Genomic DNA, 14,909 nt, shown 5'->3' with positions numbered 1-14,909 from the left:
ATGGACGACGTGCGGCGGAGGCTTTGGTCGGGCATGGGGCCCGTCGCCTGGGCCCTGTCGCCGCTGTCGGGCCTCTACGCCCTTGGTTGGTGGTCGTACCAGGCGGTCTATGCCCTAGGGCTCAAGAGGGCGGCGAAGCCTCACCGCCCTATCGTGTGCGTGGGCAACCTGGTGGCGGGCGGGGCGGGCAAGACGCCGACCACGCTCCATGTGCTGGACGTCCTCATGGGCGCGGGACACCATGTGGTCGTCTCGGCGTCGGGCTACGGTTCACCACACCAGGACGGCGCGGAACTGGCCCCGCCGGGCGAGATCGACCCTGCCGTATGGGGCGACGAGCCAGCCCTGTTCCGGCTCAAGCGACCTGACGTGCCCCTGGTCGTCGGTCGTGACCGAGTCCGCGCGGCAGAGGTCGTCGCCAAGCACTACCCGGACTCGGTGATGCTGATGGACGACGGCTACCAGCACCTGAGGGTAGACCCCGACGTCCGCATCCTGCTGGACCCGCCGAGGGCGAACACCCTTTGTTTGCCGGTCGGGCCCTACCGCGAACCCCGGTCGTCCGGGAGGCGCCGGGCCGACGCGGTGGTCCCGCCAGACTTCACGTGGCGTCGCGCTTCGACGTCGTTGGCCCGGCCCGACGGCACGCCTGCCCAGCCCGAGGGCCCCTGTTGCGTCGTCTGCGCCCTTGCCGAACCAGGCCAGTTCGTGGCCGACGTCAAGAGACTGGGCGTAGACGTCGCCGAGACCCGGCTGCTCCCCGACCACGACCGACTCGACGAAGGTACGCTTTTCGCCTCCTTACCCCCCGACATGCCCCTCGTCACCACCTCCAAAGACTGGGTCAAACTCCGCCGTCGTCCGGTCGACCGCGACGTCTTTGTCGCCGACTACGAGGCCTTCGTGGAGCCGGCCCCCGCTTTTCGTGCCTGGCTCCTGGCCAAGGTGGCCGATGCCCGCGGGTAAGCGTTGGACTGACGACGTGGTCGTCGCCTTGGCCCGGGCTGTCCAGCGGCGGGTCGTCGCCGCGTCGCCGTCGGGGCGTGCCCGGTGGGCGCGCATGGTGGGCCGGCTGATGTGGGCGGCAGGGAAGCGACGCCGCCATGTCGCGGTGGCGAACCTGGGTTACGCCTTTCCCGAAAAGTCGGAAGCAGAGCGGACGGAGATCGCCCGGCGGTCGGCCATGCACTTCGGTGGGTCGGTCGTCGACTTCATGTGCGCGGCCGGGTGGACGCTTGAGTCTCTTTTGGCCGACGCGACGGTCGAAGGGAAGGAGCATCTGGACGAGGCGTTCGCGGGGGGTAAGGGCGTGCTCCTCATCACCGGTCACCTGGGGAACTGGGAACGGATGGCGGCCTACCTGTCTCTTTCGGGCGTGGACCTGACCGTGATCATCCGAGACGCGAACCAGGAAGGGGTGAACGAGATGGTCAACGACATGCGGCGGGCCAGTGGCACCAAGGTGCTTCCGCGGGGCGACGCGGCCCGGCCGATCATCACGACCCTCCGCAAGAACGGGATGATCGGCATCTTGCCCGACCAGAACTCTGAGGAAGTCTTCGTCCCCTTCTTCGGCCAGCCCGCGGGCACGGTCCTCGGCCCCGGGGTGATCCGGGACCGGACCGGTGCGGCGGTGCTTCCCGCCGCATGTTTCCACCTGGGCGAGGGCAAGTTCGTCATCAAGTTTTATCCGCTCTTGCAACCGGTCGACTTGCCGGAAGGCAAAAAGGGGGAAGGGCTGATGTTGGCCGTGAACCGCTGGTTGGAGAGTGCGATCCGGGAGCATCCCGAGCAATGGCTGTGGATGCACGACCGGTGGCGGGCGGCCAAGCAGAGGGGTCTCGTGCAATGAGTGAAATGCCGCGGGTCTTGGTCGTCCGCTTTTCCGCCATCGGCGACTGCGTCATGGCGGCGTGGGCGGTGACGGCCCTCCGCCGCGCGTTTCCTGAAGGGCATATCGTGTGGGCGGCCCAGGAGCGTTGCGCCGCGGTCGTCGCCGACGGGGCGATGGTCGACCAGACGGTGGTCGCCGACCGGGACGCGTGGAAGAAGACAAGGTGGTCGCCAGCGACTTGGTGGAACCAGACCCGGCGTTTCACGTCCTTGCGTCGGCACGCCTTTGAGTTCGGATTTGACCTCCAGGGCCACTCGAAGACGGCCCTCTGCCTCCGCTTGGCCGGGGCACGCGAGCGGCACGCCCGGCGGGCGACCGACGCCCTCGCCCGCAAGCTGAACCCGGTCTCCCCCGTCGCCCACGGCTTGCACGAGGTCGAGGCGAACTTTGCGTTTCTCAACCAGATCTGGCCGATGACCCTGCCGGACCTCCCGACCATGCCCGAGCTCCCCGCCTGGCACGACGGCGGGTTCGTCTCGATCCAGACCGGGGCGGGGAGCCGGGACAAGACGTACCCGGTCGAGCAATGGCGGCGCGTCGCCGAGGGCCTGGTCAAGTCCGGGTGCCGCGTCGTCGCCGTGGGAGGTGCCCGCGACCCCGGCCTTGATGTCCCTGGCGTCGAAAACCTGGTCGGCCGGCTCGGGCTCACCGAGACGATGCAGGTCGTGCGCGCCAGCGCCCTGCATGTCGCCGCCGACACCGGCACCGGACACATCGCCGCCGCCTACGGCGTGCCGGTCGTGTCGGTCTTCGGCCCGACCAACCCCGGCGTCTACCGCCCTTGGTCTACCCAAGGCACGGTCCTCCAGGCCGGGGCGAGCGCGGGCCTGGTCTCACCGAAGACGGTCGTCGAGGCCGCGGTCACCGCGCTGGAGAAGGCCGCGTGCGCGCGCTGATCGTCCGCCTGAGCGCGATGGGCGACGTCGTCTGTGGGCTGCCCGCCGCGTCCAGCTTGGCCGAGGCCGGCCATGAGGTCACCTGGGTCGTCGACAGCCGCTTCGCCGCCCTGCCGCAGAGGTGCGCCAACATCCACCAGACTGTCGGCCTGGACAAGCGGGACAAGGATTGGCGGGCAAAGGTCGTCGGGCTCGGTGAGTTCGACATCGCCATCGACCTCCAGGGGCTCTTCAAGTCCGGGAGGATCGTCGGGGCGGCAAAGGCCGCCCTGAAACTGGCCTACCATCGGCAACGTGAGTTCGCTGGCTGGTTTGCGGCTCCGGTCCGTCCGGACCCGACTTCGGTCCATGTGGTCGACCAGTACGTCGACGTCGCCCGGGCGGCCGGAGGTACGGCCTCGTCGGACTTTGCGTTGGCACCGACGGACGAAGACCGGGCAAGGACGTCAGAGTTGCTTTCTGGCCTCGCCATGCCCTATGCGGTGGTGAACGCCGGGGGTGCTTGGGCGACGAAACGGTGGCCGCCCCGAGCCTTTGCCCGGGTGTCGGAAGCGTTGTACAGACAGGGGATCGCCTCGGTCTACATCGGTTCGGCGGCAGAGTCCGAGGTCTTCGCCCAAGTGGCGGCAGAGGCGTCTTGCCCCCTCACCAGCTTGCACGGAAAGACCGGGGTCGGTGACTTGGTCGGTCTCATGTCGGGGGCAAAGCTGCATCTGGGCGGCGACACGGGCACCACGCATATTGCGGCGGCCCTCGGCACCCCCTGCGTCGGGCTCTACATGGTCACCCGGCCGGAACGGAGTTGCCCGTACCGGCAGATCAGCCATTGCCAGACCCTTGAGCCAGACGAGGTCGCCGCCCTCGCCGTCGGCCTGGTGTCATGAAGACTTGGGTCGTTGCGGGCTGAACACCGGGTTGCTGAAGTCGCCTTCGGCCAGCCGGGTCTCTCCCGAACCGTCCGCGTTCACGATGTACAAGTTGCCCTTGCCGTTCTCGCGCTTGATGTAGACGATCTTCTTGCCGTCTGGCGACCAACTCGGCTGGCTGATGTCGCCTTGGACAAGCGGCCTGGCCTTGGACCCGCCGTTGTCTTCCACGGGGACAAGCACGAGCCCCAGCGGCTCGGTCTTGTTCTCGCCGGTCTGCCGGCTGACGACGACGACCAACTGGGTGCCGTCGGGAGAGACCGCCGGATAGCCAAAGTCTTCGACGGAGTCTTCGCGGGTCGCGACCATCATGACGGCCTTGGGCTCCGCCGACGCGGCGTTTTGGATGAGAATGACGGCGTTCTTGTAAGGACGGGTGATGTGCCCGTCCTTATGGAACTCTTCGGGAACCTTTTCGGGGTCGATCCATTGGTAGCCGTGGATGGCGATGACCGCGGCGTCGCCGCCGTTCGAGGTGATCTCGACCCGCGTGCCCGCGACGATGGGGACGGGGAGCCGGGGCTTTCCAGAGATGTCGGGCTCCGTGTAGTTCTGGATCACGACCTCACCCTCGTCCCGCCGCATCACGGTCATGATGCCGGCCCGGTCACCGACATAGACCGCACTCTTGAAGCTGGAACCGAAGTTCTTGTACAGGGCCTCCATCGAGCTGGTCGCCCCCGCTCCCTCCTCTGACCCCGAAGAAGCCCGCAAGAGCGGAGGCAAGACCTGGCGGATGATCTTGTTGCGCGGGATGAACTCCCACACGTTGCCTCCCGACATCATGAGCCCGGACTGCTGGGTGGGGTCGTTCGGGGCGAACCACGGGGCCGACATGCTCCTCGACTGGTCTTTGAACTTCTCGACGATCTCTTTGGTGGGGATCCAGTAGAAGAGGTTCTGCGAACGGCCGCCCCGGTCGCTGCTGAAGACGAGGCGGTTGCCGTCGGGCATCCACGAGATGCTGTCTTCCGTGTTCTTCGGTTGCCACTGCTTGTCGACGTACTTCTTGCCCGTCGTGTCAAAGACGACGGCGCGCGAGCCGTCACCCTCGGTCTCGGTGGCGGCGACCCAGCCCACCGAGTCCATGGTCTCGACTTTCAGGGGGTCGGTCTCAAGGTCTTTGAGCACCCGGAACCCGACGAACAGGCCGGCCAGGACGATCAGTCCGACGATCAGGCGGATGGCGATTTTCTTCTGCATGGGTCACACGGCCGACGGCCCGGCCTCCAAGAGTTTGTCACCGACGGCGAGTCTCGCGCCATTGGCATAGTCCAGGCCCGACATGCGCGGCTTGCCTTCAGGTTGGACTTGGTGTAGTTCCAGTGACCCGGTGGCGAAGGCGACGGTGACGTGCGGTCTCGTCGCCAAGACCGTCCCTGGTGCCCCGGACGACTCCGACCACCTGGCCTGCGTGACCTTGAGCACACCGCGTGGCGTGAGCGCCCAGGCACCTGGAGTAGGAGTCATGCCCCGAAAGCGGTTGTAGGCAGTCCTCCCGTCCAAGCCCGGGTCGAGGAACGCGTCCTCCCGGGTGACCTTGCGGGCGTGGGTGGCCAGGCTGTCGTCCTGGGGGCTGAGGGTGAACTCACCGAGGGCAAGCCTTTCGATCCACTGTGCCGCCATCTCTCCCGCCAACGTCGCGAGGCGGGCGTAAAGTTCCCCGGCGGTCTCGTCTGGCCCGACGGGGGTGCGCTCGACGGCCACCATGTCCCCCGTGTCCATGCCCGCGTCCATTTTCATCAGGGTCACGCCCGACTCCCGGTCGCCCGCCTCGACCGCACGGTGCACCGGGGCGGCCCCTCGCCAACGTGGGAGGACGGACCCGTGGAGGTTAAAGCAACCTTGGGAGGGGACGTCGAGGAGGCGTTGCGACAAGATCTGGCCGTAGGCCGCGACGACGGCGACGTCCGGCGCCATGGCGCGGAACGCCTCGACAAACTCTGGGGCACGGGCCTTGGCCGGGGTCAGCACGGGTAGGCCGAGTTCCAGGGCCTTGGCACGGACAGGGGTGACCTGCTCCCCGAGCCCGCGGCCCGCCGGCCTGTCCGGCTGGGCGACGACGGCGACGACATGGGGGGCCAGCCGCTCCAGCGCGGGCACGGCGAAGGGTGCGGTACCGAAGTAAACGACCCTCATTCCGCGTCTCGCGCGGCGGGGTCCTTCCAGTAGAGGGTGGTGACATCGACCGTGTCGATGAAGAGGCGCCCGTCGAGGTGGTCGACTTCGTGCTGGACGACGCGGGCGGCGAACCCCTCCATCTCGTAGACGACTTCCTTCCCCTTGCGGTCGACCGCCTCGACCTCGATGATCGCGGCCCGCTTGACGTCTCCATAGAGGCCAGGGATGCTCAGGCACCCTTCCTCGCCGATTTGCTCGCCTTCGGCTTTGGTGATGACGGGGTTAAAGAGCACCATGGGCTTTCCCGTCGGGTTGATGACGATCACCCTTTCGAGGACGTTGACCTGGGGCCCGGCGAGCCCGACGCCGTTGGCGTCTTTCATGATGCGGACCATATTGTCGCCCAAGAGCCGATGGCGGTCGGTGAGCTTGGTGATCGGCGCGGCGACTTGACGCAGGACCGGGGCCGGAACTTTGACGATGGGATGTTCCGCGTCGGTCACGAAAAGCCGCTGGTACTCAGGCGGGACGACAACGTCCATGGAAGGTTCAATTATGGCAGATGCCGAGGTCAGTTCCCTGGCCCGGAGCTGTGGAGCGGGCCCCCCGCGGGCGGAGCGAGCGTCAATGCCCGCGGCATCCCCGTCAGGTCTTTGCGGAAGGCCACGACCTCCCACCCGTGGTCCTCGAAGAGCAGTTGGGCAGGGCCGAGCATGAAATCCCCCAGCTCGACCACCATCTGTCCGCCCGGGCGGATATGGCCGAGCGACTCCTTCGCAAGCCGCCGATAGAACTCCATCCCCTCCTCCTTCGCGAACAGGGCGGAAGCCGGCTCGTGCAGCGCGACCTCGGGCTCAAGCGCCGACGCGGTGGCGACGTAGGGCGGGTTGGAGACGATCAGGTCGAACTCCCCGTCGATGTTCGCGAACATGTCCGACTCGACCCAGGCCACCTCGGCCCCGAGTAGCTCGCCGTTCACCCACGCCACCGTGAGGGCGCCCGCCGACACGTCGCAACCCGTGACCTGGAGCCACGGCCGCTCCAGCTTCAGCGACACCGCCAGCACACCGCTACCCGTGCCGACGTCGAGCACGTCGACCGCCAAGTCGCCCTGCCCCGTGGCGATGGTGTCGGCGACGTCGACCGCCTCCTCCAAGACCACCTCCGTGTCCGCCCGGGGGACCAAAGTGTTCCGGTCCACCGCGAACGGACGCCCGTAGAACTCCCGCTCGCCGACAATGTACGCCAGCGGCTCCCGGCCCGCCCTCCGCCACAGCGACCACCCGAACACCCACGGGTCGACGAGCTCCTCGGTGTGGGTGACCACCCACGACCGGCTCTCCCCCAGCGCGTGAGCGGCCAGCACCTGGGCTTCCAGACGGGGGCTCTCCACCCCCGCCTGGGCCAGACGGTACTCGGCCTTCGTCAGCCAAGCGCCCAGAGAGACCCGGCCCTCCGTCATGTCACCGCGTAAGGGGCCAGTCTCCCCCGCATCTCCGCCACGACCTCGGCCTCCAGGTAGATACCGTCGTCACGGTACTCCTTGTGCACCACCCGCCCGAACCGGTACGCGCTCTCCGCCAACTGGGCCTGGTCGTAGGGCACCAGCGCCCGCACCAGACCGAACCGGTCGCGCACCATCCGCACCACCGCGTCGGCCAGGTCCGCCATACCCAGACCCGTCAGGGCGCTGATCGCCACCGAGTCCGGCCACTGCGCCACCAGTCCCGTCGCCACCCCCGCGTCCGCCAGGGCGTCCACCTTGTTGAACACCGTCAGCACCGGGATGTCCGCCCCGCCCAACGCCGCCACCGTCTCCGTCACCGCGTCCATCTGCGTCTCCCACTCCGGGTGGCTCACGTCCACGACATGCAACAGCAAGTCCGCGTGCAACAACTCCTCCAACGTCGCCCGGAACGCCGCCACCAGCATTGTCGGCAGCTTCCGGATGAACCCGACCGTGTCGCTCAGGAAGAACGAGTGCCCGTCCGCCAGCTGCACCTTCCGCGTCGTCGGGTCCAACGTCGCAAAGGGCATCGCGTCCGCCAGCAGGTCGGTGTCGCACAACCGGTTCATCAACGTCGATTTGCCCGCGCTCGTGTAGCCGACGATCGCCACCGAGGCGTACGGCTGGTCCCGGCGCCCCGCCCGCTGAAGCTCGCGGTGCTTCTGCACCTCGTCGATCTCCACGTTCAGCTTCGCGATCTTGTCACGCACCAGACGGCGGTCGCTCTCCAGCTTCGTCTCGCCCGGGCCCCGCATGCCGATGCCGCCCCGCTGACGCTCGAACTTCGTGTAGACGCTCATCAGCCGAGGCAGCGAATAACTCAACTGCGCCAGCTCAACCTGCAACATGCCCTCCCGAGTCCGCGCCCGGCGGGCGAAGATGTCCAGGATCAACTGCGTCCGGTCGATCACCCGACGCTCCAGACGCTCCTCCAGGTTCCGGATGTGGATGCCCGTCAGCTCGCAGTCAAAGACCACGACGTCCGCCTGCGTCTCCGCCGCGTAGGCCTTCACCTCCTCCACCTTGCCGCTCCCCACGCACGTCGCCTTGTGCGGACGGCCCAGACGCTGCCGGGTCGAGCCCGCCACCTCGCCCCCCGCCGCCTCCACCAGGCCCTCCAACTCTTGCTCGCAATACAGGTCTTCCGACTCGTCCTCGTTCACATACACGAGGAAAAGCCTCTCTTTCGGTGTCTCGTTGTTGATTTGTGCGGCCATACAGCCTTCCTTGATGTTTCTCCAGTTCGTCGGGGTGCCCGCGGGCCAAGGGAGAGAAAGTGCTGCGGACAGCAACGGTCTGACCTGACGGCCCCGCGCGGGACGGGTGGTCGTCTGCCTGGTCGGTCCAGGCTCGCCCCCTCGGTGGGGAGGCGACAGGGTCAGAGAAGGCGCATGGTCCCCCCATTCTGACAGGTTTCCCCCGGCCCCCGCGGACACCACCCGTTTTCCCCGCCTTTCGACCGGCCAAAAACCGCCCCCCGGCCCACCCATGCCACCCTTTCGCTTACCTTTCGCTCACCTTTCGCTCACACCCCCCCTGCGGGACCCCCCGCGGCCCATCAAAACAAGGGGCATGAAGACCTCGATTTACGTCGCGCCCGAAGACATGCGCGGCAAAGCCGGCTCCGTGCGCCGCACCCATGCGGCGGATGGGTCGCCAATCCCCGTGAGCAGGGGATGTTTGAAGCCGAGTTCCTTTGTATACTCTTGGGGATGTCTGTCTGGTCGCCGACCCGGAGGAACGGGGTGAAAGCCCGTGTCACCGCGGCCCTGTTCACCGTCGGATTGGGCCTGGTTGTCTTCGGCGCGCAGGCCGCGCCGGTCCAGGGCCAGACGCAAACGGCGTCACCCGGACAGGTGGCCCTGTTCGAGTCCAAGGTGCGGCCGGTCTTTGAGACGACCTGCGTGGGTTGCCACGGACCCCGACTCCAGTCCGGCGACCTGCGTCTGGACAGACCGATCACGGCGGTGCAGGCCAAGTTGCTCGCCGAGGCGGTCTCCTACGAGACCGACCTGAAGATGCCGCCCTCGGGGAAGCTTCCCGCCGACCAAGTCGCCGCCCTGACCGCCTGGGCCAAGGCCGGTGCGCCGTGGCCGGCGGCTGCGCCGGCCAAGCCAAAGGGCAAGTGGTGGGCCTTCGTCGCGCCGCGGCGCCCGCCGCTTCCAGAAGTCAAGGACAAGGCTTGGGCCAAGGGTCCGCTCGACCTCTTTGTCTTGGCCGGGCTCGAAGCAGAAGGCTTGCGGCCCGCACCGCCGGCCGACCGGCGCACCCTGGTCAGGCGGGCGACGTTCGACCTCACCGGGCTGCCGCCGACCGCCCGAGAGGTCGAAGACTTCGTCAATGACAAGGGCCCCGGTGCCTTCGAAAAGGTCGTCGACCGCCTGCTCGCCTCGCCCGCCTATGGTGAGCGGTGGGGTCGGCATTGGCTGGACGTGGCGCGGTACGCCGACTCGAACGGCCTTGATGAGAACCTTGTCTTTCCCAACGCCTGGCGCTACCGCGACTGGGTGGTCGGGGCGTTCAACGCCGACATGCCGGTCGACCGGTTTATCCAGGAGCAGCTCGCCGGCGACATCTTGCCCGGGGCCGGCGACGACGGCATGGTCGCCACCGGGTTCCTCGCCCTCGGCGGCAAGACGCTGGCCGAAGACGACCCCGTCAAGCAGGAGATGGACATCATCGACGAGCAGGTCGACGTGGTCAGCAAGGCTTTCCTTGGTCTGACCGTCGGTTGCGCCCGGTGCCACGACCACAAGTTCGACCCGGTCCCGACGAAGGACTACTACGCCATGGCCGGCATCTTCAAGTCGACCAAGACGATGGAGAACTTTAAGGTCGTCGCCGAGTGGAACGAGCGGCCCATGGGCACGCCCGGACAGAAGGCCAAGTTGGCCGCGGTCCAGAAGGCCCTGGTCGCCAAGAAGAAAGAGGCCGACGACCTCCGGAAGGAAGCCGGCGACAAGCTCCTCGCTGAACTGAAGCCCAAGACCGCGGCCTACGAGGCCGCCGCCCGAGAACTGCTGGCCGCCGACGCGGCCCGGCCCGTCCTTCACCCCGTGGTCGCCACACCGGACGGCGCGGCCCCGAAGGACGCTGTCGTCAGCGAGGCGGAGGACTTTGTCCGCGGCAACGTCGGCAAGGACACGACCGGCTACGGCAAGGGCGTCGGCGTCGTCTACAACGTCGGCACCTTTCCGAACCAAGCGGAGTACTCCGTCACCGTACCGACGGCAGGCCCCTACCAGCTCGACGTCCGCTACGCCTCCGGCGACCCCCGGCCGGTGCGGGTCCTCGTGAACGGCGGACTCGCCTTGTCCAGCGCCGCCGGCCAGGTCACCGGTGGGTTCTATCCCGCCCAGCAACGGTGGTCGGCCGAAGGTGTCGTCGTCCTCCGGGCCGGGAGCAACACCGTCCAGTTCGAAAGGGACTCCTACTTCCCCCACATCGACAAGTTCTTGCTCGTCCCGCGCCCCGGCGCCGCCCCGACCGAGAGCCTTGGGGCGGTCGCCGCCCGGCACCAGCTCCTTCCCGATGTCCTGCGCGCCGTGGCCGACCAGGTCAAGGCCAAGGCCCCCGTGAGCATCGGACTCCCCGAGAACCCCGACCGGTTGCTCCCCAAACCGGTCGCCGACCGGCTGAAGCGGCTGGGTGACGAGATGGCCGCCCTCGCCAAGGAAAAGCCCGACCTCCCCCTCGCGATGGCGGTCGAGGAGGGGACGCCGACCGACCTCAGGGTCAGCGTCCGCGGCAACTATCTGACCCTTGGTGAGCCGGCCCCCCGGCGGTTCCCGACCTGCGTCTCGGGGCCCGGACTGCCGGCCATCCCCTCCGGCCACAGCGGCCGCCTCGAGCTGGCCCGCTGGATCACCTCGCCGCAGAACGCCCTGACCGCCCGCGTCTTCGTCAACCGCGTCTGGCGCTGGCGGTTCGGCCGCGGCATCGTCGGCTCCGTCGACAATTTCGGCATGCTGGGCGAACAACCGAGCAACCCCGCGTTGCTCGACTGGCTCGCCACGACGTTCGTCGATGACGACCACTGGAGCCTCAAGAAGCTGCAGCGCCGGATGATGTTGAGCGCGACCTACCAGATGTCCGGCGGGTACAGCGAGCCTGCCGCCAAGGCCGACGGCGACAACCGCCTCCTCTGGCGGTTCCCCCGCCGACGCCTCGAAGCGGAGGAGATCCGCGACAGCATCATGGCCGTCTCCGGCCTGCTCGACCGCACGATGGGCGGCACGATGCTCAACCTGAAACCCCGCTCCTACGTGACCGACACCAACAGCGCGGACTCCATCAAATACGACAGCCCCCGCCGGGCCATCTACCTGCCCGTCGTCAGGGCCGCCGTCTACGACGTCTACCAGGCCTTCGACTTTGGCGACCCCACCGTCATGAACGGCGACCGCCCCAGCACGACGATCGCCCCCCAGGCCCTCTTCATGCTCAACGGCCCCATCGTCACAAAAGCCGCCCAGTCCCTCGCGTCCCACGCCCTTTCGGAAAAGGACGCCACCGACGCCCAGCGCGTCCGCTCCCTCTACCTGACCTGTTACGGACGCCCCGCCACCGACTGGGAAGTCTCCAACGCCCAGCTCTACCTCGCCCGGTTCCAGGCCGCCTACACCCTGGCCCCCGACCCCCGGCACAGCGCTTGGCAGAGTCTCTGCAAAGCCCTCCTTGCCGCCAATGAGTTCATCTATGTCGAATAGCTCCTTCCTCTCCCGCCGCGACCTGCTTCGCGCCAGCGCCATGGGCTTCGGCAACCTCGCCTTTCTCAGCCTGATGGCCGAACGCGGCCTCGCCGTGACCGACCCCACCAACCCCCTCGCCCCCAAGGCCCCCATGTTCCCCGCCCGGGCCAAACGCGTCATCTTCGTCTTCCTTCACGGCGGCCCCAGCCAGGTCGACACCTTCGACCCAAAACCCCTGCTCACCCGCGACCACGGCAAACCTTTCACCGGCGAAATGCCCCGCATCGTCAGTAGCCCCACCGGCAACCTCCTCCGCAGCCCCTGGGAGTTCAAGCACTACGGCCAGAGCGGCATCCAGGTCAGCGACCTCTTCCCCCACGTCGGCGCCTGCGTCGACGACCTGTGCTTCATCAACTCGATGCACGCCTCCAACTCCCGCCACGGCGGAGCCCTCCTCGAACTCCACACCGGCAGCGACACCTTTGTCCGGCCCTCCATGGGGTCATGGGTCACCTACGGCCTCGGCACCGAAAACCAGGACATGCCCGGGTTCGTCACCATCTGCCCGACCCTCAGCCACGGCGGCGTCAACAACTGGAGCTCCGCCTTCCTCCCCGCCTACACCCAGGGCACCCCCGTCGGCAACGCCAGCATCCCCGCCGGCAACGCCAAAATCCCTTTCATCCAAAACAAGGAGACCCCCCGCGCCGCCCAGCAGCTCGAGATCGAACTCCTCCAGAAACTCAGCCAGGAACAACTCCGCCACCTCGGGCCTGACCCGGCCCTCGAAGGGCGCCTCACTTCCTTCGAACTCGCCTTCCGCATGCAGATGGCCGCCCCCGAACTCCAAGAGATCACCGGCGAGAGCGAAGAGACCAAGAGGCTCTACGGCATCGACGAACCCAAGACCAAGAACTTCGGCCACCAGTGCCTCCTCGCCCGCCGGTTCTCCGAGAAAGGCGTGCGGTTCGTCCAAGTCACCCACTCCTACAAGTGGGACCAGCACACCGACCTCCGACGTGACCACGCCAGCAACGCCATGGAGGTCGACAAACCCATCGCCGGGCTCATCACCGACCTCAAGGCCCGCGGAATGCTGCAGGACACGCTCGTCATGATCAGCGGTGAGTTCGGCCGGACCCCCGTCGCCCAGGGCGACGACGGGCGCGACCACAACCCCCACGGCTTCACGACAATCCTCGCCGGTGGCGGCGTCAAGGCCGGGCACAAGCACGGCGCCACCGATGACTACGGCTTCTTCGCCGTCCAAGACAAGGTCCACGTGCACGACCTCCACGCCACGATGCTCTATCTTCTCGGCGTCGACCACACCAAGCTGACGTATTTCCACAACGGCCGCAATTACCGTCTGACGGACGTCCATGGCGAGGTCGTCAAAGGCATCCTCGCCTAAGAGCCCGGGCCAGCCGTTCGCCCACCCCTCGCTCACACCCCCCTGCGGAACCCCCGCGACGGCCCGAAACTAGGGGTATGAAGACCTCGCTCTCCATCGCGTTCGAAGACATGCGCGGCAAAGCCGGCTCCGTCGTCGTCACCAAGGGCCGCAGCGGCCTCGTCGTCAAACCCCGCGTCAGCGGCAAAAACCCCCGCACCGCCCCCCAACAGTCCGTCCGCTACGCCCTCGCCAAGGCCGCCCAAAACTACCGGAACCTCACCCCCGCCCAGGTCGACGAGTGGCAGGCCTACGCCCAGACCGTCGTCAAGACCAACCCCGTCGACGGCCGCGTCTACCACCCCACCGCCAACACCGCCTTCATGGCCCTCGCCGCCAAGTTCCTCCAGGTCAGCCCCAACGGCACCGTCCCCCTCGACCCCCCCGCCGGGGCCTTCCTCGGCGACAGCGTCACCGTCACCGCCACCAGCTCCGCCGCCGTCACCGTCACCTTCGCCTCCAGCGGCCCCAACGCCGCCGGCGTGACCACCGAACTCCTCCTCCAATCCCTCAAATCGCCCAACCGCACCCCCAACGCCAAGGGCTACCGCACCAAGGCCTTCCACGTCTTCACCAACACCGGCCTCAAAAACGTCACCGTCCCCCCCGGCCACTACGCCGCCGCCTACCGCTTCGTCAAGACCGCCACCGGACAAGCCTCGCCCCTCCAGACCCTGCCCGTCGTCGTCACCGTCGCCCTCGCCGTCCAACCCGGCCTCGGCAAAGCACCGAAAAAGGCCGCCTGACCCTCCCCGGGGGCCCTCCCGCCCCTGGGGCTCTCCCCTTCCGGGGCATCCCGCCCCGGGCTCTCCCGCCCCTGGTGCTCTCCCTCCCCTCTCCCTATCCGTCCTATCTCGTCCTATCCGTCCTATCCGTCCTATCCCCCCCAACCCCCCCGCGCACGAACCGCGCCCCTCGTCTGCCAGAATCCTTGCCGGGGGCGCCGCCGCCCCCGCGGGAACCGGGATGAAACGACGAGCTTTCGGGAAAGGGGTCGCCTGATGCCCCCAAGCACCAGCGAGGCCCAACGCGCCGAGCTCCACAAGACCATCTGGCGGATCGCCAACGACCTCCGCGGCGCGGTCGACGGCTGGGACTTCAAAGCCTATGTGCTCGGCATGCTCTTCTACCGGTTCGTCTCCGAAAACCTGACCGCCTACATCGACACCCAGGAGCGCAAGGCCACGGGACAGCCCTTCGACTACGCCGCCCTCAGCGACGATCAGGCCGAGGGGGCCCGCCGGGAGACCGTCAGGGAAAAGGGCTTCTACATCCTGCCGTCGGAACTGTTCTCAAATGTCCGGAAGCGGGCCAAGGACGACGAAAACCTCAACGAGACGTTAGAACGGGTGTTCCATAACATCGAGGCGTCCGCGGTCGGGACCGCCAGCGAGGATGACCTGAAGGGCCTGTTTGACGAC

13 protein-coding genes are annotated in these 14,909 nt (G+C 67.7%); 8 read left to right on the top strand and 5 right to left on the bottom strand.

The features are described from left to right. Genes KF857_11950 through KF857_11935 form a run of 4 tightly spaced genes read left to right on the top strand, consistent with a single transcriptional unit; the run spans position 1 to position 3,674 of the window. Positions 1–966, top strand: a complete 966-nt coding sequence (locus tag KF857_11950; GenBank protein ID MBX3112709.1) for a tetraacyldisaccharide 4'-kinase — start codon at positions 1–3, stop codon at positions 964–966. Next, a complete protein-coding gene (locus KF857_11945; GenBank protein ID MBX3112708.1) occupies positions 953–1,852 on the top strand; it encodes a lysophospholipid acyltransferase family protein in 900 nt (299 codons plus the stop codon). The genes KF857_11950 and KF857_11945 overlap by 14 nt, the downstream gene beginning before the upstream one ends. A 5-nt stretch (positions 1,853–1,857) precedes the next feature. Further along, entirely contained in the window at positions 1,858–2,790 is a 933-nt protein-coding gene (locus KF857_11940; GenBank protein MBX3112707.1) for a glycosyltransferase family 9 protein, read from the top strand. Next, complete coding sequence (locus KF857_11935; protein ID MBX3112706.1) at positions 2,778–3,674, top strand: glycosyltransferase family 9 protein; 897 nt, start codon at positions 2,778–2,780, stop codon at positions 3,672–3,674. The genes KF857_11940 and KF857_11935 overlap by 13 nt, the downstream gene beginning before the upstream one ends. Here the strand turns inward: KF857_11935 and KF857_11930 are convergent. The 5 genes from KF857_11930 to hflX are packed head-to-tail and all read right to left on the bottom strand — an operon-like array spanning position 3,669 to position 8,561. Then, on the bottom strand, positions 3,669–4,919 hold the full coding sequence (locus tag KF857_11930) for a PD40 domain-containing protein (protein ID MBX3112705.1): 1,251 nt from the start codon (positions 4,917–4,919) through the stop codon (positions 3,669–3,671). The two genes, KF857_11935 and KF857_11930, sit on opposite strands and share 6 nt — an antisense overlap. 3 nt (positions 4,920–4,922) lie before the next feature. After that, positions 4,923–5,855, bottom strand: coding sequence for a methionyl-tRNA formyltransferase (gene fmt / locus KF857_11925; GenBank protein ID MBX3112704.1), 933 nt, complete (start codon positions 5,853–5,855; stop codon positions 4,923–4,925). Then, the gene (gene def, locus KF857_11920) at positions 5,852–6,379 is read right to left on the bottom strand and encodes a peptide deformylase (protein ID MBX3112703.1); all 528 of its coding nucleotides are present in this window, start codon (positions 6,377–6,379) and stop codon (positions 5,852–5,854) included. The genes fmt and def overlap by 4 nt, the downstream gene beginning before the upstream one ends. Positions 6,380–6,408: 29 nt before the next feature. Further along, positions 6,409–7,299 carry a peptide chain release factor N(5)-glutamine methyltransferase gene (gene prmC / locus KF857_11915; protein ID MBX3112702.1) on the bottom strand — a complete coding sequence of 297 codons (891 nt, stop codon included), beginning with the start codon at positions 7,297–7,299 and terminating at the stop codon, positions 6,409–6,411. After that, positions 7,296–8,561, bottom strand: coding sequence for a GTPase HflX (gene hflX, locus KF857_11910; GenBank protein MBX3112701.1), 1,266 nt, complete (start codon positions 8,559–8,561; stop codon positions 7,296–7,298). The genes prmC and hflX overlap by 4 nt, the downstream gene beginning before the upstream one ends. 495 nt (positions 8,562–9,056) lie before the next feature. Between hflX and KF857_11905 the strand changes: the two genes are divergently transcribed. The 4 genes from KF857_11905 to KF857_11890 all read left to right on the top strand — a co-directional run. Next, positions 9,057–12,053: a DUF1549 domain-containing protein gene (locus KF857_11905; GenBank protein MBX3112700.1), complete on the top strand. Its 2,997-nt coding sequence runs from the start codon at positions 9,057–9,059 to the stop codon at positions 12,051–12,053. Beyond that, positions 12,043–13,449, top strand: coding sequence for a DUF1501 domain-containing protein (locus tag KF857_11900; GenBank protein ID MBX3112699.1), 1,407 nt, complete (start codon positions 12,043–12,045; stop codon positions 13,447–13,449). The genes KF857_11905 and KF857_11900 overlap by 11 nt, the downstream gene beginning before the upstream one ends. 77 nt (positions 13,450–13,526) lie before the next feature. Continuing rightward, positions 13,527–14,234, top strand: a complete 708-nt coding sequence (locus KF857_11895) for a hypothetical protein (GenBank protein ID MBX3112698.1) — start codon at positions 13,527–13,529, stop codon at positions 14,232–14,234. Positions 14,235–14,489: 255 nt separating this feature from the next. Beyond that, on the top strand, positions 14,490–14,909 hold a 420-nt coding region (locus tag KF857_11890), incomplete at its 3' end, for a type I restriction-modification system subunit M N-terminal domain-containing protein (GenBank protein ID MBX3112697.1).

It is taken from the genome of Fimbriimonadaceae bacterium, from assembly GCA_019638795.1.
GTDB lineage: Bacteria > Armatimonadota > Fimbriimonadia > Fimbriimonadales > Fimbriimonadaceae > JAHBTB01.
Note: the sequence above shows the minus strand (reverse complement) of the source record. Positions and strands in the feature narration are given on the sequence as shown.

What these genes read in the sequence shown, in the direction of transcription:
- KF857_11950 (MBX3112709.1), top strand. Translation starts at nt 1, where the DNA reads ATGGACGACGTGCGGCGGAGGCTTTGGTCGGGCATGGGGCCCGTCGCC.
- KF857_11945 (MBX3112708.1), top strand. Translation starts at nt 953, where the DNA reads ATGCCCGCGGGTAAGCGTTGGACTGACGACGTGGTCGTCGCCTTGGCC.
- KF857_11940 (MBX3112707.1), top strand. Translation starts at nt 1,858, where the DNA reads ATGCCGCGGGTCTTGGTCGTCCGCTTTTCCGCCATCGGCGACTGCGTC.
- KF857_11930 (MBX3112705.1), bottom strand. Translation starts at nt 4,919, where the DNA reads ATGCAGAAGAAAATCGCCATCCGCCTGATCGTCGGACTGATCGTCCTG.
- fmt (MBX3112704.1), bottom strand. Translation starts at nt 5,855, where the DNA reads ATGAGGGTCGTTTACTTCGGTACCGCACCCTTCGCCGTGCCCGCGCTG.
- def (MBX3112703.1), bottom strand. Translation starts at nt 6,379, where the DNA reads ATGGACGTTGTCGTCCCGCCTGAGTACCAGCGGCTTTTCGTGACCGAC.
- prmC (MBX3112702.1), bottom strand. Translation starts at nt 7,299, where the DNA reads ATGACGGAGGGCCGGGTCTCTCTGGGCGCTTGGCTGACGAAGGCCGAG.
- hflX (MBX3112701.1), bottom strand. Translation starts at nt 8,561, where the DNA reads ATGGCCGCACAAATCAACAACGAGACACCGAAAGAGAGGCTTTTCCTC.
- KF857_11905 (MBX3112700.1), top strand. Translation starts at nt 9,057, where the DNA reads ATGTCTGTCTGGTCGCCGACCCGGAGGAACGGGGTGAAAGCCCGTGTC.
- KF857_11900 (MBX3112699.1), top strand. Translation starts at nt 12,043, where the DNA reads ATGTCGAATAGCTCCTTCCTCTCCCGCCGCGACCTGCTTCGCGCCAGC.
- KF857_11895 (MBX3112698.1), top strand. Translation starts at nt 13,527, where the DNA reads ATGAAGACCTCGCTCTCCATCGCGTTCGAAGACATGCGCGGCAAAGCC.